The 24,426-nt window shown below is 70.5% G+C and carries 27 protein-coding genes; 12 read left to right on the forward strand and 15 right to left on the reverse strand.

The genetic code is table 11. The features are described from left to right. Positions 1-107 precede the first annotated feature (107 nt). Both HJD23_RS13085 and HJD23_RS13090 read right to left on the reverse strand, forming a co-directional pair. The gene (locus HJD23_RS13085) at positions 108-2,072 is read right to left on the reverse strand and encodes a trypsin-like peptidase domain-containing protein (RefSeq protein WP_171118340.1); all 1,965 of its coding nucleotides are present in this window, start codon (positions 2,070-2,072) and stop codon (positions 108-110) included. After that, positions 2,069-2,419, reverse strand: coding sequence for a CU044_2847 family protein (locus tag HJD23_RS13090; protein ID WP_171118342.1), 351 nt, complete (start codon positions 2,417-2,419; stop codon positions 2,069-2,071). Before HJD23_RS13090 ends, HJD23_RS13085 begins: the two co-directional genes overlap by 4 nt. 135 nt (positions 2,420-2,554) lie before the next feature. Between HJD23_RS13090 and HJD23_RS13095 the strand changes: the two genes are divergently transcribed. From HJD23_RS13095 to HJD23_RS13105, 3 genes are all read left to right on the forward strand, one after another. After that, positions 2,555-2,734: a DUF6104 family protein gene (locus HJD23_RS13095; RefSeq protein ID WP_023586593.1), complete on the forward strand. Its 180-nt coding sequence runs from the start codon at positions 2,555-2,557 to the stop codon at positions 2,732-2,734. A 203-nt stretch (positions 2,735-2,937) separates the two neighbouring features. After that, complete coding sequence (locus HJD23_RS13100) at positions 2,938-3,882, forward strand: DUF4097 family beta strand repeat-containing protein (protein WP_171118344.1); 945 nt, start codon at positions 2,938-2,940, stop codon at positions 3,880-3,882. Between the two features lies 1 nt (position 3,883). After that, the gene (locus HJD23_RS13105) at positions 3,884-4,927 is read left to right on the forward strand and encodes a PadR family transcriptional regulator (RefSeq protein ID WP_171118346.1); all 1,044 of its coding nucleotides are present in this window, start codon (positions 3,884-3,886) and stop codon (positions 4,925-4,927) included. Between the two features lie 109 nt (positions 4,928-5,036). On the opposite strand, the gene HJD23_RS13110 is transcribed toward HJD23_RS13105, so the two are convergent. From HJD23_RS13110 to HJD23_RS13125, 4 genes are all read right to left on the reverse strand, one after another. Continuing rightward, a complete protein-coding gene (locus tag HJD23_RS13110; RefSeq protein ID WP_171119248.1) occupies positions 5,037-5,600 on the reverse strand; it encodes a Clp protease N-terminal domain-containing protein in 564 nt (187 codons plus the stop codon). Continuing rightward, positions 5,600-5,809 carry an HTH domain-containing protein gene (locus HJD23_RS13115; protein WP_129802197.1) on the reverse strand — a complete coding sequence of 70 codons (210 nt, stop codon included), beginning with the start codon at positions 5,807-5,809 and terminating at the stop codon, positions 5,600-5,602. Before HJD23_RS13115 ends, HJD23_RS13110 begins: the two co-directional genes overlap by 1 nt. A 136-nt stretch (positions 5,810-5,945) precedes the next feature. Next, complete coding sequence (locus HJD23_RS13120) at positions 5,946-6,911, reverse strand: zinc-binding dehydrogenase (RefSeq protein ID WP_171118349.1); 966 nt, start codon at positions 6,909-6,911, stop codon at positions 5,946-5,948. A gap of 232 nt (positions 6,912-7,143) precedes the next feature. Continuing rightward, positions 7,144-8,367, reverse strand: coding sequence for an NADP-dependent malic enzyme (locus HJD23_RS13125; RefSeq protein ID WP_171118351.1), 1,224 nt, complete (start codon positions 8,365-8,367; stop codon positions 7,144-7,146). Between the two features lie 569 nt (positions 8,368-8,936). On the opposite strand from HJD23_RS13125, the gene HJD23_RS13130 reads away from it, so the two are divergent. From HJD23_RS13130 to HJD23_RS13140, 3 genes are all read left to right on the forward strand, one after another. Next, positions 8,937-9,899 carry an ABC transporter substrate-binding protein gene (locus tag HJD23_RS13130; RefSeq protein WP_171118353.1) on the forward strand — a complete coding sequence of 321 codons (963 nt, stop codon included), beginning with the start codon at positions 8,937-8,939 and terminating at the stop codon, positions 9,897-9,899. 40 nt (positions 9,900-9,939) lie between these two features. After that, positions 9,940-10,878: an amino acid ABC transporter permease gene (locus tag HJD23_RS13135; protein ID WP_171118355.1), complete on the forward strand. Its 939-nt coding sequence runs from the start codon at positions 9,940-9,942 to the stop codon at positions 10,876-10,878. A 104-nt stretch (positions 10,879-10,982) separates the two neighbouring features. After that, the gene (locus HJD23_RS13140) at positions 10,983-11,735 is read left to right on the forward strand and encodes an amino acid ABC transporter ATP-binding protein (protein WP_171119250.1); all 753 of its coding nucleotides are present in this window, start codon (positions 10,983-10,985) and stop codon (positions 11,733-11,735) included. Positions 11,736-11,831: 96 nt separating this feature from the next. Here the strand turns inward: HJD23_RS13140 and HJD23_RS13145 are convergent, their stop codons facing one another. Beyond that, positions 11,832-12,590, reverse strand: a complete 759-nt coding sequence (locus HJD23_RS13145; RefSeq protein ID WP_171118357.1) for a class I SAM-dependent methyltransferase — start codon at positions 12,588-12,590, stop codon at positions 11,832-11,834. A 100-nt stretch (positions 12,591-12,690) separates the two neighbouring features. Between HJD23_RS13145 and HJD23_RS13150 the strand changes: the two genes are divergently transcribed. After that, on the forward strand, positions 12,691-13,320 hold the full coding sequence (locus HJD23_RS13150) for a CGNR zinc finger domain-containing protein (RefSeq protein ID WP_171118359.1): 630 nt from the start codon (positions 12,691-12,693) through the stop codon (positions 13,318-13,320). Here the strand turns inward: HJD23_RS13150 and sodX are convergent. Beyond that, entirely contained in the window at positions 13,224-13,658 is a 435-nt protein-coding gene (gene sodX / locus HJD23_RS13155; RefSeq protein ID WP_171119252.1) for a nickel-type superoxide dismutase maturation protease, read from the reverse strand. The genes HJD23_RS13150 and sodX overlap by 97 nt on opposite strands. A 145-nt stretch (positions 13,659-13,803) precedes the next feature. Here sodX and sodN point away from each other — a divergent pair, with 145 nt between their 5' ends. Beyond that, positions 13,804-14,199: a superoxide dismutase, Ni gene (sodN, locus tag HJD23_RS13160; protein ID WP_141312035.1), complete on the forward strand. Its 396-nt coding sequence runs from the start codon at positions 13,804-13,806 to the stop codon at positions 14,197-14,199. A gap of 135 nt (positions 14,200-14,334) precedes the next feature. Then, entirely contained in the window at positions 14,335-15,069 is a 735-nt protein-coding gene (locus tag HJD23_RS13165; protein WP_171118361.1) for a VOC family protein, read from the forward strand. Here HJD23_RS13165 and HJD23_RS13170 read toward each other — a convergent pair. The 5 genes from HJD23_RS13170 to HJD23_RS13190 form a co-directional block, all read right to left on the reverse strand. Then, complete coding sequence (locus HJD23_RS13170) at positions 15,056-15,250, reverse strand: hypothetical protein (protein ID WP_240980701.1); 195 nt, start codon at positions 15,248-15,250, stop codon at positions 15,056-15,058. The two genes, HJD23_RS13165 and HJD23_RS13170, sit on opposite strands and share 14 nt — an antisense overlap. 31 nt (positions 15,251-15,281) lie before the next feature. Beyond that, on the reverse strand, positions 15,282-16,235 hold the full coding sequence (locus tag HJD23_RS13175) for an IS481 family transposase (RefSeq protein ID WP_033306524.1): 954 nt from the start codon (positions 16,233-16,235) through the stop codon (positions 15,282-15,284). Between the two features lie 204 nt (positions 16,236-16,439). After that, the gene (locus tag HJD23_RS13180; RefSeq protein ID WP_171111999.1) at positions 16,440-17,666 is read right to left on the reverse strand and encodes a sigma-70 family RNA polymerase sigma factor; all 1,227 of its coding nucleotides are present in this window, start codon (positions 17,664-17,666) and stop codon (positions 16,440-16,442) included. A 9-nt stretch (positions 17,667-17,675) separates the two neighbouring features. Then, positions 17,676-18,092 carry a YciI family protein gene (locus tag HJD23_RS13185; RefSeq protein ID WP_171112000.1) on the reverse strand — a complete coding sequence of 139 codons (417 nt, stop codon included), beginning with the start codon at positions 18,090-18,092 and terminating at the stop codon, positions 17,676-17,678. Positions 18,093-18,368: 276 nt separating this feature from the next. Next, on the reverse strand, positions 18,369-18,953 hold the full coding sequence (locus HJD23_RS13190; protein ID WP_171112002.1) for a dihydrofolate reductase family protein: 585 nt from the start codon (positions 18,951-18,953) through the stop codon (positions 18,369-18,371). A gap of 119 nt (positions 18,954-19,072) precedes the next feature. On the opposite strand from HJD23_RS13190, the gene HJD23_RS13195 reads away from it, so the two are divergent. After that, positions 19,073-19,663: a TetR family transcriptional regulator gene (locus HJD23_RS13195; protein ID WP_171112004.1), complete on the forward strand. Its 591-nt coding sequence runs from the start codon at positions 19,073-19,075 to the stop codon at positions 19,661-19,663. Between the two features lie 150 nt (positions 19,664-19,813). Here the strand turns inward: HJD23_RS13195 and HJD23_RS13200 are convergent, their stop codons facing one another. Together HJD23_RS13200 and HJD23_RS13205 are read right to left on the reverse strand one after the other, a co-directional pair. Beyond that, positions 19,814-21,061: a family 2 encapsulin nanocompartment cargo protein polyprenyl transferase gene (locus HJD23_RS13200; protein WP_240980702.1), complete on the reverse strand. Its 1,248-nt coding sequence runs from the start codon at positions 21,059-21,061 to the stop codon at positions 19,814-19,816. Positions 21,062-21,179: 118 nt separating this feature from the next. Next, positions 21,180-22,586 (reverse strand): family 2B encapsulin nanocompartment shell protein, encoded by a 1,407-nt coding sequence (locus tag HJD23_RS13205; protein ID WP_171112006.1) that lies wholly within the window; start codon positions 22,584-22,586, stop codon positions 21,180-21,182. A 305-nt stretch (positions 22,587-22,891) separates the two neighbouring features. On the opposite strand from HJD23_RS13205, the gene HJD23_RS13210 reads away from it, so the two are divergent. Together HJD23_RS13210 and HJD23_RS13215 are read left to right on the forward strand one after the other, a co-directional pair. After that, positions 22,892-23,482 (forward strand): N-acetylmuramoyl-L-alanine amidase, encoded by a 591-nt coding sequence (locus tag HJD23_RS13210; protein WP_171112008.1) that lies wholly within the window; start codon positions 22,892-22,894, stop codon positions 23,480-23,482. Between the two features lie 21 nt (positions 23,483-23,503). Further along, positions 23,504-24,406, forward strand: coding sequence for a pyridoxal-phosphate dependent enzyme (locus HJD23_RS13215; protein WP_171112009.1), 903 nt, complete (start codon positions 23,504-23,506; stop codon positions 24,404-24,406). The last annotated feature ends 20 nt before the right edge of the window (positions 24,407-24,426 follow it).

A 24,426-nucleotide genomic window follows, 5' to 3' on the forward strand; every position in this document is an offset into this window, starting at 1 on the left:
CCACAACGGGCCCCTGGAAATGTACCCATCTCCGGCCTGCGACACAGATCTTTTCGGCCAGCCGCCGTCGATGCTCTTCGGCCGGTGGCGCCTGGCGCGCGGGGTGCTCACAGCGGGGCGTCCAGGGTCTCGGTCTCCTCCGCGGGGAGGGGCCGCCGCGGGTCGTCGTACAGCAGCGCCAGCGGTTCGGCCCAGGTGTGGTCGGCACGCCGCTCGCTGATGTCCTGCCGCAGCTGCCGCAGCCGGTCCGGGAGTTCGGCCAGCGAGTCGAGGGTGCCGAGCAGTTCCTGCGCCTTGGCGTAGAGGGTGTCGCAGTCGTCGGCGCAGGTGCGGGTGACGTGCCCCTCGATGTGCCACAGGGCGACGCCGTGCCCGTTCTCCAGCGCGAGCTTCATCGCCGTCCGCCCCGGACCACGGCCGGCCGGACGGCACATCACGGGGATGCGGTCGAAGGCCGCGTCCCGGTAGCCGCGGCCGGTGGTCACGACACCGCGCTGCGGGGTGCGCCAGCCGACGAAGCGCCGCTGTGCGGTCATGGCCTGCCAGCGGTCGGCCCACAGTTTGTCCGGATCTCCCCGGCGCGCGAGGGAGCGCAGCACCACCCGACGGCGTGCGCCGAGGTGTCCCGCGTCGTCGAGCTGGGCGATGTCGTCGAAGCGCCAGCGGTGCACCGCGGTGTCGAAGTACTCGGCGGGCAGGGCCACTTCGAGCGGCACCGGCCGGTCCTGGCGGTCCTTGGCCCGCAGCAGGTCGCCCAGCGGCCTGCGCAGCGCCTGGACCAGTTCCCCGGGGAGCCTGCCGTGGACGGAGTCATCGGTCTGATACAGCTCCGGCTCACCCGTGCCGTCGCCGCCGTCGAGCCAGATCTGCCAGAAGAAGCGGGTGGGCTGCGAGCCGATCACCGGGTCCAGGAGCACCGCCACCGTGGGACCCTCGCCCGGGCCGGGATACGGGATCACGATGCGGCCGGTCCGCTCCGCCGGGGCGGGACGCAACTCGTCCGGGAGCCGTACATCACGGACGAAGGCATGCATCTCACGGCGCGGGTCCCGGCGCAGCCGCCGCTCGATCCAGGCGCCGAGCGCGGGGCACGGCTCGCCCCGGGAGCGCGCGTAGGCCTCGACGAACTTCAGGTAACGCAGGAAGGTGAGCGGGCCGAGCGGGTGCGCGCCCTCGTAGAGCAGCCCGTAGCCGTCGCGCCAGGTCCGCAGGTCGGGCGTCGGGCTCGGCCACTTGCTGCCGCTGCGGGCCCGCGTCGCGAGGATCTCGACGGTGGGCGCGTCGGGTGGCGCGGGCAGCGCGGCCAGCAGGTTCAGCGCCTCCCGCCGGTCCGTCGGCGTCCACCCGGCACCGCCATCGGCCGCGGGCCCGGCCTGCTGTTCGATCCAGTTGTCGCCGCTCTCGGAGACCGGCTCCGTGCCGTGCCACCGGTCGTGCGCGGCGATGACGGCGCGGTACGTCTCGCCGAATCGGCGCATCGCCGCGATCGCGACCGCCTTCCCACCGTCCTGCTGCTTCCGCCGCGACTTCACCAGTCCCACGACGGCCCCGGTGACCGGGTCGAGCAGCGGGCCGCCCGAGACCCCGGCCGGAAAGTCGATGTCGGGCTTGATGATCAGCCCGTACCCGTCCTCCTGGCCGTTGATGTCGGCGTCCACGGCCCGGGCGTGGGTGTGCGGCGGCTCGGGATAGTAGCCGTACACCTTGACGGGACCGGAGTGCCGTACCGCCCGGTCGGCGAGCCACACACACTCGTGCGGATACTCCTCGGCCTCACCCAGCAGGCGCACCAGGGCCATGTCCTCGTCCAGGGGTACGACGGGCCGGTCGGGGTCGGTGAGGAGCCACTCCGCCAGCCGCGCCTCGGCGTCGACACCCTCGCCCCGCACCCGGAAGGTCAGCTCCCGGTCCGCCCTCAGGTGCTGGCGCAGCACATGGGCCGCGGTCAGCACCCAGCCCGGGGCCACGAAGAAGCCGCTGCCCCACAGGGGCTTGTCCTCCCCGCCGGCCGGGAGCAGGTGCACGGTGGCGGCCTTGGCCAGGGCGTGCAGGCGTTCGTTGGGCTCAGTCATACGCCGGTGGATCCCGGCTCGGGGTCGGCCTGCCGGTCGAGCTGCCAGGTCAGGGTCACCTGGAGCGAGGCCTTGGCCTCTCCCCGGGCGAGGACGGCGACGGCCAGGCCCTCCTTGGCCGTCAACTCCACTCCGAAGGTGATGGCGGCCTCGGTGGGTCTGGCGGCACGGGCGGCGTCGAGCACCGTGCTGCCCACGCCGGTGATCAGTTCCTGGAGCTGCTCGACCTTGGCCCGCGCGGCCTCCGTGAAGCCGACGTCCTCCTGGTCTCCGTAGGCGTCCGCGCTCCCGATCCGGGCGGTGACCACCATGCCGTTGGGCAGTTCGATGTCCTGAATGTGACTCATGCCGCTCCCCCGTCGAACTCGCGTTCCGTCCAACCGGCCACAGCCGGTTCACACTTGAAAGCGTGACGAGGCTAGCCTTCCGTACGGCTCCCGGGGGAGGCCGCTAACGCGCCAAGTGGCGCATATTCTGAAGGCATGTACTTCACCGACCGAGGCATCGAAGAGCTGGAGAAGCGGCGCGGCGAGGAGGAGGTCACCTTCGAGTGGCTCGCCGAGCAACTGCGCACGTTCGTCGATCTGAACCCGGATTTCGAGGTGCCGGTGGAGCGGCTGGCGACATGGCTGGCGCGGTTGGACGACGAGGACGAGGAGTAGGGCCACGCCGGGCGCGTGTCGGCGCCCGGGGTGCGCGGTTGAGGGCGCCTTCGGGCGCCCTTTGTGCGTCGTCGTCTGTGTGTCGTCGTCGGTTGCCGACCGCTGGGGCGCCGGCCACCGAAAAGAGTGTCTTGACTTCCCGTGGCCACGATATATCGTGAATCACGTAAGACGCGATATGGCGTGTCGAGGAGGTCCCCATCATGTCCGAATGGTCCGTCGCCGAGCCGAGCAAGCTCACCTTCGACGAGCCGGTGAGCGAGCTCCACGTACGCATCGTCAATGGCACGGTGAACGTGGTGGGCACCGAAGAAGGTTCCGCCCGCCTGCAGGTCGGCGAGATCGAGGGACCACCCCTCCTCGTCACCCAGCAGGGCGGCACGCTCACGGTGGCGTACGAGGACCTGCCCTGGAAGGGCTTCCTCAAGTGGCTCGACCGCAAGGGCTGGCGCCGCAGTGCCGAGGTGTCGCTGGCGGTTCCGGTGCGTACGCGCGTGGAGGTGGGCGTCGTCAGCGCCGCCGCCGTGGTCTCCGGGATCGAGGGGCGCACGGAGGTCAAGGGCGTCTCCGGGGACACCACGCTCGTCGGACTGGCGGGACCGGTCCGCGCGGACACCGTCTCTGGGGGCGTGGAGGCCCAGGCCCTCAGCGGCGACCTGCGCTTCAACTCCGTCTCGGGCGACCTGACCGTGGTCGAGGGCGCGGGCTCCTCCGTCAAGGCCGACTCGGTCAGCGGCTCGATGATCGTCGACCTAGACCCGACCGCCGGCCCCACCGACGTCAGCCTGACCAGCGTCTCGGGCGAGATCGCCATCCGGCTGCCGCATCCGGCGGACGCGGAGGTGGAGGCCAACACGGCGAGCGGGACCGTCTCCAACGCGTTCGAGGACCTCCGCGTCACCGGCCAGTGGGGCGCCAAGCGCATCACCGGCCGCCTCGGCGCGGGCAACGGCCGGCTGAAGGCCACGACCGTCTCCGGCTCGATCGCCCTGCTGCGCCGCCCGCCCGTGGAGGACGACGGACCGTGGGCCGACCCGGCGGACGAACCGCGCGATGCCTCGGGGGAGAATTCGGATTCCGGTCCGGGCGAGGGTACGACGCCGCCCAGCACCCCGGCCGATGGCACGACCGACAAGAAGGTGCTCTGACATGCCCCCCGTCTTCGCTCACGGCCGCCTCCGCCTCTACCTGCTGAAGCTGCTCGACGAGGCCCCGCGACACGGCTACGAGGTGATCCGCCTCCTGGAGGAACGCTTCCAGGGCTTGTACGCGCCGTCGGCCGGCACTGTCTACCCCCGCCTGGCCAAGCTGGAGGCCGAGGGCCTGGTCACCCACACCACCGAGGGCGGCCGCAAGGTGTACGCCATCACGGACGCCGGCCGCGCCGAACTGGCCGACCGCAGCGGTGAACTGGCCGACCTGGAGCTGGAGATCCGCGAGTCGGTGGCGGAGCTGGCCGCCGAGATCCGCGCCGATGTGCGAGGCGCCGCGGGCGATCTGCGGCGCGAGATGCGGGCGGCGATGAGTGAGGCCCGCAAGGGCGGCGCCGTCAACGGCGACACCGGGGACTTCGGCGAGTACACCGACAAGGAGGCCTGGCGCGCCGCGAAGGAGGAGATGCGGCGGGCCAAGCAGGAGTGGAAGGAACAGGCCCGGCGCGCCAAGGACGAGAGCCGCCGGGCCCGCGAGGAGGCCCAGCGGGCGCGGCGCCAGGCCAAGGAGGCACAGGACCGGGCCCGGGCGCAGGCACAGGAGCAGATGCAGCGCATCGCCCAGCGGGTTCAGGAGCAGGTGCAGGACCACTTCGCGCGAGGCGACTGGCCGACGGGGCTGCGCGAGGGCCTGACGGAACTCGCCAAGGAGTTCGGCGAGTTCGGCAAGGACTACGGCAGGGACTTCGGCAAGGACTTCGGTTTCGGACGCGGCGGAGCGGCCGGGCCGACCCCGGCACCGGAGCACTCGACAACCCCGGAGGACTTCCCGGCCGACTACGAGCCGGCCTGGTCCCACGACGACACCTCCACCGGCGACCCGGCCCGCGACCTGGACCGCCTCCTCGACCGCTTCCGCGACGACATCCGCGACGCGGCCCGCGACCACGGGGTGACGCAGGACCAACTCCGGGATGCCCGCCGCCATCTGTCGACGGCGGCGGCACACATCGGGGCGTTGCTGCGGACGCCGAAGGGGTAGGTGCGGCAACCCCGCGTCCGGGAAGCGCGTTTGAGCGAGGGCGGCAACCTCTTCCGCAGGGTGCGGCTTGGCGGGCTCGGCGGTGGGCCCGGCACCACCAGTCCCCGCCTCAGCCCGCCTTCGCCTCTCCCCCGCCGCCCAGTACGCGCGTCACCGACTCGTAGGTGACGCCGTGGTCGGCGAGTACCTCCGCGGGGACGCCCGGGCGGGCGGTCAGGGCGAGGAGGAGGTGTTCGTCGCCGATGGACCGTTCGCGGCGGGCGACGGCGATCCGCAGCGACTTCTCCAGGACGTCCTTGGCGCCCCGGCTGAAGGAACGGTGTCCGCCCCACCACCCCTTGTCCTTCCGGTCACCGGCCATCGCACCCACACCGTGCGCCTCCTCCACGCGGGACACGATCTCCGAGACGTCGATCCCCAGTCCGGCCAGCGCGTCGGCCTCGGCCTGCGACAGCCCCGCTCGCCGCCGGGCCTCGTCCAGCGCCCGCGCCACCGACTCCCGCCGCTCGGCCAGCCCGAGCGCGGACAGCGCGAACGAACCCCGGCCGGCCCCCCGGTCGAGCAGCGCGAGCAGCAGATGCTCCGCGTCGACGGTCTGCGCGCCCGCCTCCTCGCACTGCTCTACGGCACCCTTCACCACAGCCCGGGCATCCTTCGTAAACCGTTCGAACATCATCGCCTCCCGTACTTCTTGTGCACGGCCTGCCTGCTCACACCGAGTTCCGCGGCGATCTCCTGCCACGACCAGCCCTGATTGCGCGCACTGCGCACCTGCACGGCCTCCAACTGCTCCAGCAGCCGCCGCAACGCGGCGACGGCACGCAGCCCGACCCGTGGATCGCGGTCACCGGCCCGCTCGGCGAGTTCGGTAGCTTCGGTCATGACGTCAACTTACGTTGACACAAGGCACTCGTCAACCCTAGTTGACAAGATAAGGACCCGCGCAGGCAGACAAAAGCGGCCGATCCGAAACCGGACCGGCCGCCGTACAGGCCTCTGACAAGGCCACCACGAACCGTCAGACGTTACTGAGCACGATCTTCCCGAACTGCTCGCCCGACTCCAGCCGTTCGAAGCCCTCCCGGGCCCGGTCCATCGGCAGCACCTCGTCGATGACGGGACGTACGCCGGTGGCGGCGCAGAAGGACAGCAGGTCCTCCAGCTCCTCCTTCGTGCCCATCGTCGAACCGACGACCTTCAGCTCCAGGAAGAAGATCCGGGTCAGTTCGGCATGGGACGGCCGGTCACCGCTCGTGGCGCCGGAGATGACCAGCGTGCCGCCGGGCCGCAGCGACTTCACCGAGTGCGACCAGGTCGCGGCGCCGACGGTCTCGATGACGGCGTCGACGCGCTGCGGCAACCGCGCCCCGGACTCCACCGCTTCCACGGCCCCCAGCTCCAGGGCGCGCTTGCGCTTGGCCTCGTCCCGGCTGGTGGCGAAGACACGCAGCCCGGCGGCCTTGCCGAGCACGATCGCGGCCGTGGCGACACCGCCACCGGCGCCCTGCACGAGCACCGAGTCGCCGGGGCGCACGCCGGCGTTGGTGAAGAGCATGCGGTACGCCGTCAGCCATGCGGTCGGCAGGCAGGCGGCCTCCGCGAAGGAGAGCTCCTTCGGCTTGGGCAGGATGTTCCAGGTCGGTACGGCGACCTGGTCGGCGAACGTCCCCTGGTAGCGCTCGGTGAGGATGGAACGGGGTTCCTTCGGGCCGACCCCATGCCCCGTCTGGCCGATGACCGAGTGCAGGACGACCTCGTTGCCGTCCTCGTCGACGCCGGCGGCGTCACAGCCGAGGATCATCGGCAGCTTGTCCTCTGCGAGGCCCACGCCGCGCAGGGACCAGAGGTCGTGGTGATTGAGGGAGGCGGCCTTGACATCGACGACACTCCAGCCGGCCCTGGCCTCGGGGGCGGGACGCTCCCCCAACTCCAGGCCACTCAACGGCTGGTCACGGTCGATGCGGGCGGCGTAGACAGCGAACATGCAGCCGACGATAGATTCCAGCAGGGTCCAACGGAACGCTAGGAGCCTGTGAGACACACCCTCTTGCCATAGCGACGCGGGCCGACTGCACCCCCCAGGGGCGCGGGGAACTGCGCGACCAGCCCACGACCACCTGCACCGAACCACAGCCGCCCTCAACCACCTGAACGGGCGGGCGGGTAGGCAAAGCAATGGCCCCGCCCAAACAGGACGGGGCCACCAAAAACAGGCCTCAGCGCCGAGCAACCCCCTCCACCCGCGCCGCCGCCGCAACAGCCGCCGTCACCGCAGGCGCCACCCGCTCATCGAACGGCGACGGAATGACGTAGTCCGCGGCAAGGTCGTCCCCGACGACACCCGCCAGCGCCTCGGCCGCCGCGATCTTCATGCCCTCGGTGATCCGGGACGCCCGCACCTGCAGCGCCCCGGCGAAGATCCCCGGAAACGCCAGCACGTTGTTGATCTGGTTCGGGAAGTCCGACCGGCCCGTCGCGACGACCGCCGCGTACTTGTGCGCCACATCGGGGTGCACCTCGGGATTGGGGTTGGCCATCGCGAACACGAACGCGCCCTCGGCCATGGAGGCGACGGCCGCCTCCGCCACCGTACCGCCGGAGACGCCGATGAAGACGTCCGCTCCCTCCAGAGCCGCCTCCAGCGACCCGGAGAGCCCGGCCTTGTTGGTGAACCCGGCGAGCTCCCGCTTGACCGGCGTCAGGTCCTCCCGGTCGGCGGAGACGACACCCTTGCGGTCGGCGACCGCGACGTCCCCGATCCCGGCCTCGACCAGCATCTTCGCGATCGCGACCCCGGCCGCGCCCGCGCCCGAGATGACCGCCCGCAGATCGACGAGCGTCTTCCCGGTCAGCCGCGCGGCGTTCCGCAGGGCCGCCAGCGTCACGACCGCCGTGCCGTGCTGGTCGTCGTGGAAGACCGGGATGTCCAGCCGCTCCTGGAGCCTGCGCTCGATCTCGAAGCACCGCGGCGCCGAGATGTCCTCCAGGTTGACGCCGCCGAAGGAGGGCGCGAGGCGGACCACGGTCTCCACGATCTCGTCCACGTCCGTGCAGGCGAGCGCGATCGGCACCGCGTCCACCCCGCCGAACTGCTTGAACAGGATCGCCTTGCCCTCCATCACCGGGAGGGAGGCCTCGGGCCCGATGTCCCCGAGTCCGAGCACCGCCGTACCGTCGGTCACGACGGCGACGACGGACGATTTCCACGTGTAGTCGTGGACGAGTTCCGGCTGCTCGGCGATCGCGGTGCACACCTTCGCGACGCCGGGCGTGTACGCCAGGGACAGGTCGTCCTTGTCACGGACCGGCACGGTGGCCTGCACGGCCATCTTGCCGCCGCGGTGCAGCGCGAACGCCGGATCGAAGGAATCGAGGGGCTCGGCCCCTCCCTCCTGCTCCGTACTGCTGTCGCTGCGAGGATTGACGATCTCCGCTGCCACTTTGTCTGACCCCTTAGGTGTTCATGGTTTGAGGGTGGGTCCACTCCTGGTGAGGAGTGAGCGGGCACCGCGTACGGCCCAGTGAGTGATGCGGTACGGGCACATACGCGACGGGCGCGCCGCACACGCGCCCTGAGCCCCGGATGAGGGGTGTAAAGAACCTTCTTACCGGACGATGGGCATCGCCGACGAGTCCATAACGGGAAGATCACATGCCGGTGACATGACTCATGCCTGAATATGGGGAAAGAGCCCGGCAAACCCTTGACAAGGACGCAATAGCCACCAAACACAGACTTCTAGGCATCCACATCCTGAGACACACCGAAGATCTTGCGGCTGGAACCGCACATTCCCGTAGAAGGTCCGGTTGTGATGTCCCGGAGTGGTCCGGTTCGGGGGTCACCCGTTATCCGATTTTGACATGGTGGGTCACCTGAATGCTCCAGTCCGAATGGCAAGATGCCCGTAATCACACGAGGTCGCGACACTCGAAGCTGTGTGTTCTCGTCGACCCATCGGCAGCTGCCGCCCATCGGCACTTCACCCATCCGCCGGAGGAACCCACAATGACCGCAAGCTCCACCCGTCGTACGACCGCCGCGCGTTCCCGGCTAGCCGCGGTCGGTGCGATCGCGGTCGCCGGCGCCCTGCTTCTCACCGGCTGCGGTGACCAGACGGAAGGCAGCGGCTCGGACAGCACGGACACCCCGACGCAGAGCGCGGCCCCGCTGGCCGACAAGCTGCCCAAGGAGATCCGCGACAAGGGCGTCATCAAGGTCGGCTCGGACATCGCGTACGCGCCGGTCGAGTTCAAGGACAGCTCCGGCAAGACGGTCGGTATCGACCCGGACCTCGCCGCGGCCATGGGCAAGCAGCTCGGCGTGACGTTCGAGTTCGAGAACGGCACCTTCGACACCCTGATCACCGGTCTGCGCTCCAAGCGCTATGACATCGCCATGTCGGCGATGACCGACACCAAGGACCGCCAGGAGGGCATCGACTCCGACACCGGCAAGAAGGTCGGTGAGGGCGTCGACTTCGTGGACTACTTCACGGCCGGTGTCTCCATCTACACCAAGAAGGGCGACGACCAGGGCATCAAGACCTGGTCCGACCTGTGCGGCAAGAAGATCGTGCTGCAGCGCGGCACGGTCTCCGAGGACCTCGCCAAGGCCGAGGCCAAGAAGTGCCCGAAGAACAAGAAGCTGAGCATCGAGGCCTTCGACAACGACCAGCAGGCCCAGACCCGCCTGCGCGCGGGCGGCGCCGACGCCGGCTCCTCCGACTTCCCGGTCGCCGCGTACGCCGTGAAGACCTCCGGCGGCGGCAACGACTTCCAGCTGGTCGGCGAGCAGGTCGAGGCGGCGCCGTACGGCATCGCGGTGGCCAAGGGCAACACCCAGCTGCGGGACGCTCTCCAGGCCGCCCTGGATGCGATCATCGCCAACGGTGAGTACGACAAGATCATAGAGAAGTGGGGCGTCGAGGACGGCGCCGTCGACAAGGCCGTCATCAACGGCGGCAAGTGACCGCTCGGTCAGCGACCAGCGGCACTGAAAGGCAACACCCGTGACTGTTGACATCGACAAGACGACGGGTCCGGCCGACACGCCCCCGGCCGGACCGGAAGCCATCAAGGCCATCCCGGTCCGGCACTACGGGCGGTACGTCTCCGCCGTCGTCGCGCTCGCCCTGCTGGGCGGCGTCATCTACGCGTTCTCCCAGGGCAGGATCAACTGGGGCGCGATCCCGGACTACTTCTTCAACGACCGCATCCTCGGCGGTGTGGGCAACACGCTGCTGCTGACCGTGCTGTCCATGCTGATCGGCATCGTCGGCGGCATCGTGCTGGCGGTGATGCGCCTGTCGCGCAACCCGGTGACCTCGTCGATCGCCTGGTTCTACATCTGGTTCTTCCGCGGCACCCCGGTGCTGGTCCAGCTCATCGTCTGGTTCAACCTGGGCCTGGTCTTCGAGTACATCAACCTCGGGCCGGTCTACCGGGACGAGTGGTCCGACTTCATGACCCCGTTCCTGACCGCGCTGCTCGGCCTCGGCCTGAACGAGGCCGCGTACATGGCGGAGATCTGCCGCGCCGGTCTGCTCGCGGTCGACGAGGGCCAGACCGAGGCGGCGCACGCGCTGGGCATGAGCCACTCCAAGACGCTGCGCCGGATCGTGATCCCGCAGGCGATGCGCGTGATCGTGCCGCCGACGGGCAACGAGGTCATCAACATGCTGAAGACGACCTCGCTGGTGTCGGTCGTCCAGTACTCCGAGTTGCTGCGCGTCGCCCAGGACATCGGCCAGACCTCCGGCGCCCCGGCCGAGATGCTGTTCCTCGCCGCCGCCTGGTACCTGCTGCTGACCTCGGTCTTCAGCGTCGGCCAGTACTACCTTGAGAGGTACTACGCCCGCGGTTCGAGCCGCTCGCTGCCGCCGACGCCGCTCCAGAAGATCAAGGCCAACATGTTGTCCTTCGGCCGCCCGAAGGGAGGCATGGCATGACCGAGAAGAGCGAGAAGACCGAGAAGGTCGAGAAGGTCGAGAAGGTCGAGAAGGTCGAGAACTCCGAAGAGCCCGCGAAGACCGTGAAGCCCACCACCATCCCCATGGTCAAGGCGGAGGGCGTCCACAAGTCCTTCGGCCACGTCGAGGTCCTCAAGGGCATCGACCTGGAGGTGAAGACCGGCGAGGTCTTCTGCCTGATCGGCCCCTCCGGCTCCGGCAAGTCGACCTTCCTGCGGTGCATCAACCACCTGGAGAAGATCAACGCCGGGCGGCTGTACGTCGACGGCGAGCTGGTCGGCTACCGCCAGAAGGGCGACAAGCTGTACGAGCTCAAGGACAGCGAGGTCGCGCTGAAGCGCCGGGACATCGGGATGGTCTTCCAGCGCTTCAACCTGTTCCCGCACATGACCGCGCTGGAGAACGTCATCGAGGCGCCCATCCAGGTCAAGGGCACCAGCAGGGCCCAGGCCAGGGAGCGGGCGATGCAGCTCCTGGAGCGCGTCGGCCTCGCCGACAAGGCCGGGAACTACCCCTCGCAGCTCTCCGGCGGCCAGCAGCAGCGCGTCGCCATCGCCCGGGCCCTGGCGATGGACCCGAAGCTGATGCTGTTCGACGAGCCGACCTCGGCCCTCGACCCGGAGCTGGTGGGTGACGTCCTCGACGTCATGCGCGACCTCGCCGAGTCCGGTATGACCATGATCGTCGTCACGCACGAGATGGGCTTCGCCCGCGAGGTCGGCGACAGCCTGGTCTTCATGGACGGCGGCGTGGTGGTCGAGTCCGGCAACCCGAGGGACGTCCTGACGAACCCGCAGCACGAGCGGACGCAGGCGTTCCTGTCGAAGGTGCTGTGACGCTGCGCTGAGCAAGGGGGCGCTACGGACTTTCCGTACCGCCGCTGAAAGGGGGGCGGTACGGAGCACCCGTACCGCCCCCTTTTCCATGCCCCGCTACTTGAGCGCGAGCACCAAGGCGTCCGACGGCGAGCACCACACCGCCCGCGCCTCCGCGAACCCCTGCTCGCGCAGCACGCGCGCGTGCCACGCCGCCGACGGCATGTCGCCGTCCGCATGGTCCCCGTAGATCGCGAAGCGGCGGGCGGTGGGCTCGGCGAGGACGGGGTCCTTGGCGGCGAGCTGCCACCAGTCGGCCCAGTCGAGGGCGCCGTCCTTCTGCGCCCGGTCCATGCGCGCGTGCCGCAGGGTGCGCTCGGCGGCGTTGATGCGGGGCGTGGTGTCGTCGATCATGTGGTCGGCGTTCATGAACACGCCACCGTGCCGGACGAGCCCGGCGATCCGGCCGTACAGCGCCTGAAGGGGTTCGGCATGGAACCAGTGCAGGGCCGTGGCGGTCAGGACGGCGTCGTACGTGTCGTAGGGCAGCCGCGTGGGCCAGTCGGGGTCCTTCAGGTCGGCCTCGACGAGGGTGACGCGGTCGTCGCCGTCGAAGGTGCCGCGGGCGATGGTGAGCAGGGCGGGGTCGAGGTCGATGCCGGTGCTGGTGGCGTCGGGGAAGCGGGCGAGCAGGCGGGCGGTGATGGTGCCGGTGCCGCAGGCGAGGTCCAGTACCCGCGGCGCGGTGCCGGCGAAGGCCTCGACCATGTCGAGCATGACCCGGAAGCGCTCCTCGCGGTCCGGCATGTACCACTCCTGCTGCCGGTCCCAGCTCTCCTGCCAGGCATTCCAGTCGGTGCCGATGCTCGTGGTCATGGAAACCCCCTCTTGACTCACCTGCGTAATACCCTGGAAGCACGATCAGCTGTTACGTGACCGCAGACACGACCATAGAGCCCCTCCGTAAGGACTACAAGTGGAACTGGCCTATTACTCGGACTACGCCGTACGACTCGTCAACAGCGAGGAACCGGCCCGGGGCAAGGACTCGCTGACCTCGGTCGAGGCAGTCCGGGAGCTCTTCGGCGGCAACCAGTCGGCGGCCCGCCGCGCCACCGACGCGGACGTGACGCGGTTCCGCTCGGTCCGGGCCCGGCTGCGCGCGGTCTTCGAGGCGGCCGACAGCGGCGACGAGACCCTGGCCGTGGATCTGCTGAACTCCCTGCTGCTGGAGTTCCCGGTCAGCCCCCAGATCTCCGGCCACGACTTCCGCGACGACGACGGCCGCCCCCTGTGGCACATGCACCTCGCGGACCACCCGTCGAACGCGACCGCGGGCTACGCGGCCATCGCGGCGATGGGCCTCGCCTTCCACCTCACCGAGTACGGCGTGGACCGCCTGGGCCTGTGCGAGGCGGCCCCGTGCCGCAACGCCTACCTCGACACATCCACCAACCGCTCCCGGCGCTACTGCTCCGACCGCTGCGCCACCCGCGCCAACGTGGCCGCCTACCGGGCCCGCAAACGCCTGGAGGCCGACCGGTCGGAGAAGACGGGCCTGGCCGCCGACAGCGCCCAGCGCAGCAGCGCCAGCGGTGAGCGCTGATCGGGCCGACGCGGCCGGTAGCGGAACCGGACCCGTCCCAGGATCAGCTCGTCGGGTACGACCCCGTAGTCGGTGCTGTCCCCGCCGGCGTACGCGTTGTCGCCGAGCACCCACCAGCCGCCCTCGCGGCGCTCCGCCACCCGCTTGACGACGAGCAGGTCCTGCTGGAAGGGATGACGCAGGACGACGACGTCCCCCGGCCTGACACGAACGCCGTAGCGCAGCAGGAGCCGGTCCCCGTGGTACAGCGTGGGCACCATGGACGGCCCGGTCACCTCGGCCAGTCCGAAGGGCGGGACGCCCCTTTCGCGCTCGGTCTCCTGCGACAGCTCCGGCATCCCCGGCACCTCCCCGGTTCGATCCTCCACCAGTCTCAGTCTCACCCCGGACTTTTGTCCTAAGCCCATGGGGGCACTCGCGAAATCCAGTCGCTCAGGGAGTAATGTCCCCCCTGAGAAGACGATCACGAGGAAGGAATGCTTCATGCTTTCCCGCCTGTTTGCCCCCAAGGTCAAGGTCAGCGCGCACTGCGACCTGCCCTGCGGTGTGTACGACCCGGCCCAGGCCCGCATCGAGGCGGAGTCGGTGAAGGCCATCCAGGAAAAGATGGCCGGCAACGACGACCCGCACTTCCAGGCTCGTGCCACCACCATCAAGGAGCAGCGCGCCGAGCTGGCCAAGCACCACGTCTCGGTGCTCTGGAGCGACTACTTCAAGCCCCCGCACTTCGAGAAGTACCCGGAGCTGCACCAGCTGGTCAACGACACCCTGAAGGCCCTCTCGGCCGCCAAGGCGTCCACCGACCCGGCCACCGGCCAGAAGGCTCTGGACTACATCGCCCAGATCGACAAGATCTTCTGGGAGACCAAGAAGGCCTGACGCCTCATACATGACCGGCGGTTGGTGCATCACCGTCTGTCAGGGGCAGGTGAAGGGGCCCGACCGGACTGCCGGTCGGGCCCCTTCGGCGTTCGCGCTCCGTGCGGCTTCGGCTCGCCGCCTACGATCACCGCCATGACGATCCACTGGACGTACGCCTTCATCGACCGGCCCGCCGAAGTCCTGCCGCGCGCCGAGGAGTTCTGGACCGCCGTCACAGGCACCCGGCTCTCCGCGCGCCGGGGGGAGTTCATCACCTTGCTGCCGGTCGAGGGGGCGGACGCCTGCGTGAAGGTGCAGGGCGTCGACTCCGGGCCCTGTGGCGCGCATCTGGACTTCGCCGTCGACGACGTGGGTGGGTTCATCGGCTCGGCGGTGCGGGCGGGCGCCGACGTGGTCGCCGAGCACGAGGGGTGGGCCGTGCTGCAGTCGCCCGCTGGCCGGCTGTTCTGTGCCGTGCCGTGGCACGGGGAGTCGGTGCGGCCGCCCGTCGTGCGGGGCAGCCGACTCGATCAGGTGTGCGTCGACGTCCCGCCTTCGTCGTACGACGCCGAGGTCGCGTTCTGGAGCGAGGTGCTGGTCGGCTGGGTGTCCCTGCCGGGCTCCCTCCCGGAGTTCCATGTGGTCAAGCCGCCCGCCGGGCTGCCGGTGCGTGTGCTGCTCCAGCGGCTCGGCACGGATCAGCCGCTCTCCGCCCACCTCGACCTGGCCTGCGCCGACATCGCGGCGACCCGCGCCGAACACGAGCGGCTCGGGGCCACGTTCGTCGCCGCCGGCGCCCACTGGACGGTGATGCGCGACCCGGCGGGCGGCACGTACTGCCTGACCGGCCGGGACCCGGAGACGGGCGGGCTGCCTAGTCGTTCGTGACGATGCAGGCGTAGGCGAAGATGCCGTCCTCGGTGGGCAGGGGCGTCGGCGGGGGGCATGCAGTGGCCCGGTCCTGCTGAAGCAGAGGGGTCGGTGTCGCCTCCTCCCAGCGGTACGGCCCCGGCGGCTCGGCCGACTCCTGCAACCACAGCGTCAGCCCACCCCCGACGACCACGGTCACGGACCACACCACAACGGCCCACCGCCATGCCCTAGGTGTATTGCCCTGTGAGGTTGGGGACGCGGCTGGCGGGTGGTTGGCCCTTGAGCGCGGTGTGTCCGCGGTGGTGATTGTAGGTGTGCAGCCACTCGTCGAACGCCTGCCGTCGTTCGGCCTCGGACCGGTAGGGGCGGGCGTAGGCCCACTCGTCCAGCAGGGTGCGGTTGAAGCGTTCGACCTTGCCGTTCGTCTGTGGCCGGTAGGGCCGGGTTCGTTTGTGGGTGATCCCGGCCGCTGCCAGCAGGTCGCGCCAGTTGCGGGAGCGGTAGCAGGAGCCGTTGTCGGTCAGTACCCGTTCCACGGTGATGCCGGCCTGGATGAAGAAGGCGTGGGCGCGGGTCCAGAAGGCGGTGGCGGTCTCCTTCTTCTCGTCGGCGTGGATCTCGCTGTAGGCCAGGCGGGAGTGGTCGTCGACGGCGGTGTGCAGGTAGCTGTAGCCGGCGTTCGTGCGGTTCTTGCGGCCTGCGGCGCGGCCGAGGACTTTGTGGCCGCCGCCGTCGGGGATGTTGCCGAGCTTCTTGATGTCGACATGGACCAGTTCGCCGGGCCGGTCGCGTTCGTAGCGGCGTATGACACGGCCGGTGGCCCGGTCCAGGTGGGCAAGGCGGGCCAGGCCGTAGCGGGCCAGGACGCGGTGCACCGTTGAGGGCACCAGGTGCAGCAGGTGCGCGATGCGGGCCGGTCCCCACCGGCGCAGGATGCGGACCTTGATGATCCGGCGCTCGGTGCGGGTCGGGGTGCGGCGCGGGCTGGTGCGCGGACGGCTGGAGCGGTCGGCCATGCCGGCCTCGCCGAGCCGACGGTAACGGTCGACCCACCGCTGGGCCGTGGTCGGCGAGACCTGGAAGCGTTCTGCGGCCCGTCGCAGGCTCCAGTTGTCGTCTACGACGCAGCGGGCCAGGCGCAGGCGGCCGGTCTCGGTCAGGGGTGCATTACGGTGGGGCACGAGGGCCTTTCTGTTGCTGGTGCAGATGTCGCAATCCACACCAGGCCAGAAGGCCCTCACCCATTTCAAGATCACACGGCAGTGATCGCTGTCACCAACCTCCGTGGGCAGAACACCTAGGACGCCCGCCCCCGGCCTCCGTCGTCACGCAATCCTCCCCGCATTCACGCAATCCTCCCCGCACTCACGGCACTTGGCGTCACGCTAACGCCTCAGCCGCGCCGCCCGCGCGTGCAGGTACCGCTGCTCCGGCAGGCTCAGCGTCTTTCCGGCCGCCGACTCGTAGGCGGCGCGGGCCGCCTCGTACTCCCCGGTCCGCTCCAGCAGATGCCCCCGCACCGCGTCCAGACGGTGGCCGCTGCTCAGCTCGCCCTCCAGCGCGTCCAGTTCGGCGGGGCCGGCCCGCGGGCCGTGGACCATGGCGACGGCGACGGCACGGTTGAGGCGCTCGACGGGACCGGGGACCAGGCGGACGAGGATGTCGTACAGGCCGAGGATCTCCCGCCAGTCGGTCGCCCCGGCCGACGGGGCCTCGTCGTGCACGGCGGCGATGGCGGCCCGCAGCTGGTACGGGCCCGGGCGGCCGCCGGACAGCGCCCGGGTGACCAGGGCGACGCCCTCCTCGATCGCCGCCTTGTCCCAGCGGGTCCGGTCCTGCTCGTCGAGCGGGATCAGCTCTCCGTGCGGCCCCGTGCGCGCCTCGCGGCGGGCGTCGGTGAGCAGCATCAGGGCCAGCAGACCGGCCACCTCGCCGTCGTCGGGGAGCAGCCGGTGCACCGTACGGGTGAGCCGGATCGCCTCACCGGCCAGTTCGCGGCGCTGGAGGGCGGCGCCGGAGGTGGCCGTGTAGCCCTCGTTGAAGATCAGGTAGAGGGTGTGCAGGACGGCGGGCAGCCGCTGCGCCCAGTTGTCCGGGCGGCCGAAGCGCACGCCCCGCACCTTCTGCTTGGCCCGGCTGATCCGCTGGGCCATGGTCGGCTCGGGCACCAGGTGGGCGCGGGCGATCTCCGCCGTCGTCAGGCCGCCGACCGCGCGCAGGGTGAGGGCGATCTGGGCGGGCGGGGTGAGGTCGGGGTGGCAGCACAGGAAGAGGAGCGTGAGCGTGTCGTCCTCGCGCGGCGCCCGGTCCGCGCCGGGCGGCGGCGCTGTGAACGCGTCGCGCGGAGTGAGCGCCGCCGCCCGCTCCTCCCGCTGCCGCCGTGCCGCCTCACTGCGCAGCGTGTCGGTCAGCCGCCGCGCGGCGACCTTGATCAGCCAGCCTCGCGGATTGTCCGGAATCCCGGCCGAGGGCCACTGCCCGGCCGCCGCGAGCAGCGCCTCCTGTACGGCGTCCTCGGCGGCGTCGAAGTGGCCGTACCGGCGCACCAGCGCGCCGAGGACCTGCGGCGCGTTGCGGCGCAGCAGGTCCTCGACCTCTTCTGTCGGGCGCATCGGTGCCACTCAGCCGATGTCGCCGACGCCTTCCATGATGGGCCGGATCACCACCGGGTACTCCGGGGTGCCCGCGGGCTGGGGGCAGCGGGCCACCCGCTCGGCGATCTCCGTGACCCGCTCCAGGCTCGCGCAGTCCAGCACCCAGTAGCCGGCCAGCAGTTCCTTGGTCTCGCTGTACGGGCCGTCGGTGATCACCGGCTTGCCGTCGGCGTCCAGTCCGACCAGCCGGGTCCTGGCGGGCTCGGCCAGCCCCTGTCCGTCGACGAGTTCACCGGTTTCGGCGAGGTCGTCGTTGATCGCGCTCATGTACGCGTACATGGCCTGCACGTCCTGCTCGCTCCAGGCCGGGGAGTGCTCGGAGGCGTTGCCCCGCATCGCCTCGTAGTCCGCCTGCGTGCCCTGCACCATGACCAGGTACTTCATCGTCGTCTCCTTCTGATCGGCCGCCCGGCGTGGGCGGCTCTCACAGGGGACGTCGGAGCCGGCCGGGGATTCTCGACACGCGGTCGGAGTTTTTTTCTCGGGACTTCTTCTCGGGCGCAGGGCTTCATCTCGGCGCAGGGCTTCTTCGCCACGGTTTCGGTTTCGGTCTTCTTCGTGGTGGCGGGCGTCGTCGGCCACTTGTGCTCGGACACGGCGCCTTCCGCGGCGTACGCCTCGCACTTGGGGCGTGCCCCCAAGCGTAGGGCGGACGACGGCTCAGCGCTTCCTGCTGTACGTCCTCACGACGGCGCCGTTGCCGAACGTGCGCACCGACTCCAGCGTGAACTCGCCGACCGCGAAGCCGGAGCCGAACATCGGCATGCCGCTGCCCAGCACGATCGGGTACGTCTTGATGACGAGTTCGTCGATCTCGTCGATCAGCTCGCCCGCGAGCCGGGACCCGCCGCAGAGGTACACCCCGAACTCGCCGTCCTCGGCCTTCAGCTCGCGGACCCTGCCGACCAGGTCCTCGGCGATGATCTCGACCTCGGGGTCGGGCGACTCCGTCAGGGTGCGCGACGCGACGTACTGGCGCATATGGGCGTACGGGCTGGTGACGCCCTCCTTCAGCGCCAGGTCGTAGCTGGCGCGGCCCTGGACGATCGTGTCGAACCGCTTGTTCGGCAGGTCGTCGATGCCGAGCGGGCGCCTGCCGTGGGTGGGGATGGTCTCCGGGTACTCCGCCTTGAGGAACTCGAAGAACTCCGCGTCCACGAAGGGGAGCATGGCCGACGCGTCGCCGTCCGGGTCCCCGATGAAGCCGTCGATGGAACAGGCGATGAAGTAGGTGAGCTTTCGCAAGCCGGTCTCTTTTCGTAGGCTGTCGGCCGCCGCTGCAACAACTCCAGTTGTAGTACTTCGACTGTAGTGGTCGCAAGCCAAATATCGGGGGACCGGGAAAGTGGGAGAGGGAATTCCGCATGGCCAGCAACCCTGAGCGCCGGGCCGCGCTCGTCGACGCCGGGGTCGAGGTGCTCGCCCGTGAGGGAGCGCGGGGGCTGACCTTCCGCGCGGTGGACGCGGCGGCCGGGGTGCCGGTGGGCACCGCATCCAATTACTTCAGCGGGCGCGACGACCTGCTCCGCCAGATCGACGCCCGTGTGCACGCACGGCTCGCACCGGACCCCGCGGTGATCGCCGAACTGATGACCCGGCCGAAGGACCGCTCGCTGGTCACAGCCTTCATGCACGATCTGATGGGCCGTGCGACCCGCGACCGCACGGGCTACCTGGCCCTGCTGGAGCTGCGCCTGGAGGCCACGCGCCGCCCCGAACTGCGCGCCTCCTACACGCGGTCGGTGCGCGCCGATCTGGAGGAAGGCATCGAGTTCCACCGCACCGCCGGACTGCCCGGCGGCGACGAGACCGTCACCGTGCTCTACCTCGCGATGCTCGGGCTGCTCCTTGAGCACCTGACGCTGCCGGACGTCCTGGACGGCGTGCTGCCCGGGGTGGATGTGCCGGAGGGGCTCGTGGAGCGGATCGTGGCGACCGTGCTGCCGGAGGCATGAGCGCGGCAGGCTGCGTCAGCGCGTAACGGCGGGTCCCGCACACCGTGGGGATGCGCGGGACCCGCCGGAGCCGGAACCGGCGGAGGGCGTACGGGGTCAGGAACCGCACGCTCCGCCGGTCCCGGGGTCTTTCTCGCCGCGCGTCGGCGCTCAGGCGCTGCGGCGCGTCACGAACTCGGCGAGGGCCAGCAGCCCGCCCGCCGCCTCCGGGTCGGGAATCGCGCGGGACAGCTCCTGCATGGCCCGCGCCATCCGCTCGGACGCCTGGACCTGCGCCCAGTCCCGCCCGCCGGCCCGCTCCACGGCCAGCACCGTGGGCTCCAGGTCACCGCCCGCGTACGGCACTTCGTACAGCTCGGCGAGTTCGACGGCCGCCGGTGTCCCGGAGGCCAGCGCGGCGACCACGGGCAGGGACTTCTTGCGGGCGGCGAGGTCCGCCCCGGCCGGCTTGCCGGTGCGGCTCGGGTCGCCCCATATGCCGATGACGTCGTCGATGAGCTGAAAGGCGAGCCCGGACTCCCGGCCGAACGCGTCCAGCGCCTCGACATCGGCCACGGTCGACCCGGCGTACAGCGCGCCGAGCGCGCACGCGCACCCGAGCAGCGCCCCGGTCTTGGCCTCGGCCATGGCGAGCACCTCGTCGAGGGTGACCTCGCGGGGCCCGCGCCGCTCCATCGCCGTGTCGGCCTGCTGGCCCTCACACAGCTCGACGACGCAGGCCGCGAGCCGGGCGGCGGCGGTCGCGGACGCCGGGTGCGGGTCCTCCGCGAGCAGCCGCAGGGCGAGGGCCTGGAGAGCGTCCCCGGCGAGGATCGCATCGGCGTCGCCGAACACCGTCCACGCGGTGGGACGGTGCCGACGGGTGGTGTCCCGGTCCATCACGTCGTCGTGCAACAGCGTGAAGTTGTGCACCAGCTCCACGGCCGCGGCCGCCCGCACGGCACTCGCCTGTGTCCGGGGGCCGCCGAGTGCGGCGGCCGCGGCGAGGACGAGCGCCGGCCGGATCGCCTTGCCCGCGTTCCCGGCCGCCGGGGAGCCGTCGGCGTGCTCCCAGCCGAAGTGGTAGCGCGCGATCCGGCGCATCGAACCGGGCAGCGAGTCGACCGCCGAGCGCAGCTCGGGGTCCACCATCGCCCGCGCACGCTCCAGGATCACCGCCGCCTCGGGGCCGTCGACCGGCCCCGGCCCGCTGTCCGTCTGGGTCGCGATGGAACTCCGCCTTTCGGGCGCCCCGGCCGGACGCCGCTCCGGCTGCGCCTGGGGCTGGGGCTGGGTCGCCAACGGCTCGGTCGCCAGGGTCTGGGTGGTCGAGGTCTGGGTGGTCAGGGCCTGGGCGGTGGACTGGGGCGTGGGCTGGGTCGTCGACTCGGTCACGGACTCGGTCATGGACTCGGTCATGGGATCGAGGTCCCCCCTCGGAGACTCTGCGGACAGTGACGCTTCCGCTCCGGCCGGGCGCATACCCCGAGGTGTACCCGCCCTGACGGGCGGGGACACGACACCCGGACCGGGAAGGTCACCGCCAGCGGCCGATCTCGACGTTCTCCAGCACGCCGAGCGCGTCCGGCACCAGAACCGCCGCCGAGTAATAGGCCGTCACGAGGTACTTGATGATGGCCTGTTCGTTGATGCCCATGAACCGCACCGACAGGCTGGGCTCGATCTCGTCCGGGATACCGGACTGGCGCAGACCGATCACACCCTGGTCCGCCTCACCGAGACGCATGGCGATGATCGAGCTGGTCCGGGCCTCGGTGACCGGGATCTTGTTGCAGGGGTAGATCGGGACACCGCGCCAGGTCGGGATGCGGTTCCCGGCGACGTCGATCGTCTCCGGCACCAGACCCCGCTTATTGAGCTCACGGCCGAACGCGGCGATCGCGCGCGGGTGGGCCAGGAACATCTTGGTGCCGCGCCGACGACTGAGCAGCTCGTCCATGTCGTCCGGGCCGGGCACACCGTCGTGCGGCTGGATCCGCTGGTCGTACTCGCAGTTGTTCAGCAGGCCGAACTCACGGTTGTTGATCAGCTCGTGTTCCTGGCGTTCCTTCAACGCCTCGACGGTCAGCCGGAGTTGCTGCTCGGTCTGGTTCATCGGCTGGTTGTACAGGTCGGCCACGCGCGTGTGGATGCGCAGCACGGTCTGGGCGATGCTCAGTTCGTACTCGCGGGGCCGCGCCTCGTAGTCCACGAAGGTGTGCGGAATGTCCGGCTCGCCCTCGTGACCGGCCGCCAGGTCGATCTCCTTCTCGCCGTACTTGTTGGTGCGCTGCCGTGGAATGGACCGCCGCTGCTCCAGGTGCTCGCGCAGCGAGTCCGCGCGCTCGGCGAGCTGCTCGACGTCCTGGCGGGACAGGACGAGGACCGTGCAGGGGGTGATCGTGCGGGCCGTGTACTCCCAGATGGCGTCCGGGTCGAGCAGCGCCTGCTCGCCCAGGTACGCCCCGTCGGCGAGCACACCGAGGCTCTCGTCGTCGCCGTACGGGCCGGGGCCGATCTTCTCCACCCTGCCGTGCGCCAGCAGGTACACCGCGTCGGTCTGGTTGCCGAAGTCGGCGATCACCTCGCCCGCGGCGATCTCGCGCTGCTCACAGCGCTGAGCGAGCTCGGTCAGCACCTCCGCGTCCTCGTACGACCGCAGCGCCGGCAACTCGCCCAGCTCCGCAGGGATGACCTCGACACGGTCGCCGGTCTTCACGAAGGTGATGCGTCCGTCACCCACGGCGTAACTGAGCCGCCGGTTCACTCGGTACGTGCCGCCCTGCACGTCCACCCACGGCAGCATGCGCAGCAGCCAGCGCGAGCTGATCTCCTGCATCTGGGGTACGGACTTGGTCGTGGTGGCCAGGTTCCGCGCGGCCGCCGTGCCGAGACTCTGCTGCGGCTTGGTCTGCTCCGTGCGGACCTCTTCGCCTACCGACATAAGGAATTGCCCTCCCGGTCATGCCCTGGCAGCGGTTTTCGCCGGGCACCGATCTCCGCGGGAGAGCCTTCCATCACACACCGCGTTCGTGCTATTACCCGAAAGAGCGGGAATGGATCAACTCCCGCTGGGCACACATGGGCTCCGCTTCGAACGGAGTACGGCCGGTTTACGGCCACCGGCCTGACTGAATCGGCTCGCTCACTGTACGAACGAGTGGTTCCGGTTCCTCGCGGTTCGGTACAAGCAGCATGTACGAGCCGGCCGCGACGGGCGGTCGTCGCGGCCGCACGAAGGAGGCGCACATGGCCTCACCCCTGTCCGCGAACCGTTTCCTCGACTGCCTGCGGAACGAAGGCCTCACCGTCGTCGAGGTGGGCGACTGGAGAGAGCACAACCGCAACCATGTGGGCCCATGGGGTCCCGTGCACGGCGTGATGATCCACCACACCGCGACCCGGGGCAGCGAGTACACCGTGGGCCTCTGCCGGAACGGCTACGAGGGCCTGCCCGGACCGCTGTGCCACGGCGTCATCACCAAGGACGGCAGGGTCCACCTCGTCGGCTACGGCCGCGCCAACCACGCGGGCCTCGGCGACGACGACGTCCTGCGCGCGGTGATCGCGGAGAAGGCGCTGCCGCCGGACAACGAGAAGAACACCGACGGCAACCGGCACTTCTACGGCTTCGAGTGCGAGAACCTCGGCGACGGCGAGGACCCCTGGCCCGAAGCCCAGCTGGAGGCCATCGAGCGGGCGGCCGCCGCGGTGTGCCGGCAGCACGGCTGGACGCACCGGTCGGTCATCGGCCATCTGGAGTGGCAGCCGGGGAAGGTGGATCCGCGCGGGTTCACGATGGCCGCGATGCGACAGCGGATCGCCGAGCGACTGAAGTAGCCCGCGGGCGACAATGGGCGGGTGACCAGCCCCGACGCTCTCGCGGCCCTGCACCCGCGGCTCCCTTCCCCGGTGCAAGAAGCGCACGACGAGCGCTTCGCGCGGCGGGGCGTACGGCTGCTCCTCAAGCGCGACGACCTGATCCACCCCGACCTCATCGGCAACAAGTGGCGCAAGCTCGCGCCCAACCTCACCGCGGCCCACGGCCGCACGCTCCTCACCTTCGGCGGCGCGTACTCCAACCATCTGCGCGCCACCGCCGCCGCGGGCCGCCTCCTCGGTGTTGGCACCGTCGGCGTGGTCCGCGGCCAGGAACTCGCCGACCGGCCCCTCAACCCCTCCCTCGCCCGCTGCGCGGCCGACGGCATGCGCCTGCACTTCGTCGACAGATCGACGTACCGTCGCAAGACCGATCCGGACAGCCTCGCGGCCCTGCTGGGCACCATCGGCGCCGAGGACGCGTACGTGGTCCCCGAGGGCGGCAGCAACTCCCCGGCCGTACGCGGCTGCCGGGCGCTCGGCGAGGAGTTGCGCGGGCAGGCGGACGTCGTCGCGATCGCCTGCGGAACGGGCGGCACGCTGGCGGGGCTGGCGGCGGGGCTGGGCCCCGGGCAGCGCACGCTGGGCATACCGGTGGTCAGGGGCGGCTTCCTGACCGCGGACATACGACACCTCCAGGAGGCCGCCTTCGGTGGGCCGCGCGGCGACTGGCACCTCGACGACCGCTTCCACTTCGGCGGCTACGCCCGCACCACCCCCGAACTCGACTCCTTCGTCACGGACTTCGAGGACCGGCACGGGCTGCCCGTCGAGCGTCTGTATGTCGCCAAAATGCTGTACGGACTCATGGCCCTGGCCGAGGAGGGCGCCTTCGCGCGCGGGAGCACGGTGGCGGCGGTCGTCACAGGCCGGCCCTTTCCGTGACCAGCCCTCCTGTGTCGCTG

This window comes from Streptomyces sp. Z423-1, assembly GCF_013009255.1.
GTDB classification, from domain to species: domain Bacteria; phylum Actinomycetota; class Actinomycetes; order Streptomycetales; family Streptomycetaceae; genus Streptomyces; species Streptomyces gossypiisoli.

Coding starts and splice junctions, on each gene's coding strand:
- HJD23_RS13110 (WP_171119248.1), bottom strand. CDS start 5,600: ATGTTCGAACGGTTTACGAAGGATGCCCGGGCTGTGGTGAAGGGTGCC.
- HJD23_RS13180 (WP_171111999.1), bottom strand. CDS start 17,666: ATGCGCCCGACAGAAGAGGTCGAGGACCTGCTGCGCCGCAACGCGCCG.
- HJD23_RS13145 (WP_171118357.1), bottom strand. CDS start 12,590: ATGACCACGAGCATCGGCACCGACTGGAATGCCTGGCAGGAGAGCTGG.
- HJD23_RS13210 (WP_171112008.1), top strand. CDS start 22,892: ATGGCCTCACCCCTGTCCGCGAACCGTTTCCTCGACTGCCTGCGGAAC.
- HJD23_RS13130 (WP_171118353.1), top strand. CDS start 8,937: ATGACCGCAAGCTCCACCCGTCGTACGACCGCCGCGCGTTCCCGGCTA.
- HJD23_RS13085 (WP_171118340.1), bottom strand. CDS start 2,072: ATGACTGAGCCCAACGAACGCCTGCACGCCCTGGCCAAGGCCGCCACC.
- sodX (WP_171119252.1), bottom strand. CDS start 13,658: ATGCCGGAGCTGTCGCAGGAGACCGAGCGCGAAAGGGGCGTCCCGCCC.
- HJD23_RS13105 (WP_171118346.1), top strand. CDS start 3,884: ATGCCCCCCGTCTTCGCTCACGGCCGCCTCCGCCTCTACCTGCTGAAG.
- HJD23_RS13095 (WP_023586593.1), top strand. CDS start 2,555: ATGTACTTCACCGACCGAGGCATCGAAGAGCTGGAGAAGCGGCGCGGC.
- HJD23_RS13115 (WP_129802197.1), bottom strand. CDS start 5,809: ATGACCGAAGCTACCGAACTCGCCGAGCGGGCCGGTGACCGCGATCCA.
- HJD23_RS13205 (WP_171112006.1), bottom strand. CDS start 22,586: ATGTCGGTAGGCGAAGAGGTCCGCACGGAGCAGACCAAGCCGCAGCAG.
- HJD23_RS13140 (WP_171119250.1), top strand. CDS start 10,983: ATGGTCAAGGCGGAGGGCGTCCACAAGTCCTTCGGCCACGTCGAGGTC.
- HJD23_RS13185 (WP_171112000.1), bottom strand. CDS start 18,092: ATGAAGTACCTGGTCATGGTGCAGGGCACGCAGGCGGACTACGAGGCG.
- HJD23_RS13200 (WP_240980702.1), bottom strand. CDS start 21,061: ATGACCGAGTCCATGACCGAGTCCGTGACCGAGTCGACGACCCAGCCC.
- HJD23_RS13090 (WP_171118342.1), bottom strand. CDS start 2,419: ATGAGTCACATTCAGGACATCGAACTGCCCAACGGCATGGTGGTCACC.
- HJD23_RS13195 (WP_171112004.1), top strand. CDS start 19,073: ATGGCCAGCAACCCTGAGCGCCGGGCCGCGCTCGTCGACGCCGGGGTC.
- HJD23_RS13165 (WP_171118361.1), top strand. CDS start 14,335: ATGACGATCCACTGGACGTACGCCTTCATCGACCGGCCCGCCGAAGTC.
- HJD23_RS13100 (WP_171118344.1), top strand. CDS start 2,938: ATGTCCGAATGGTCCGTCGCCGAGCCGAGCAAGCTCACCTTCGACGAG.
- sodN (WP_141312035.1), top strand. CDS start 13,804: ATGCTTTCCCGCCTGTTTGCCCCCAAGGTCAAGGTCAGCGCGCACTGC.
- HJD23_RS13120 (WP_171118349.1), bottom strand. CDS start 6,911: ATGTTCGCTGTCTACGCCGCCCGCATCGACCGTGACCAGCCGTTGAGT.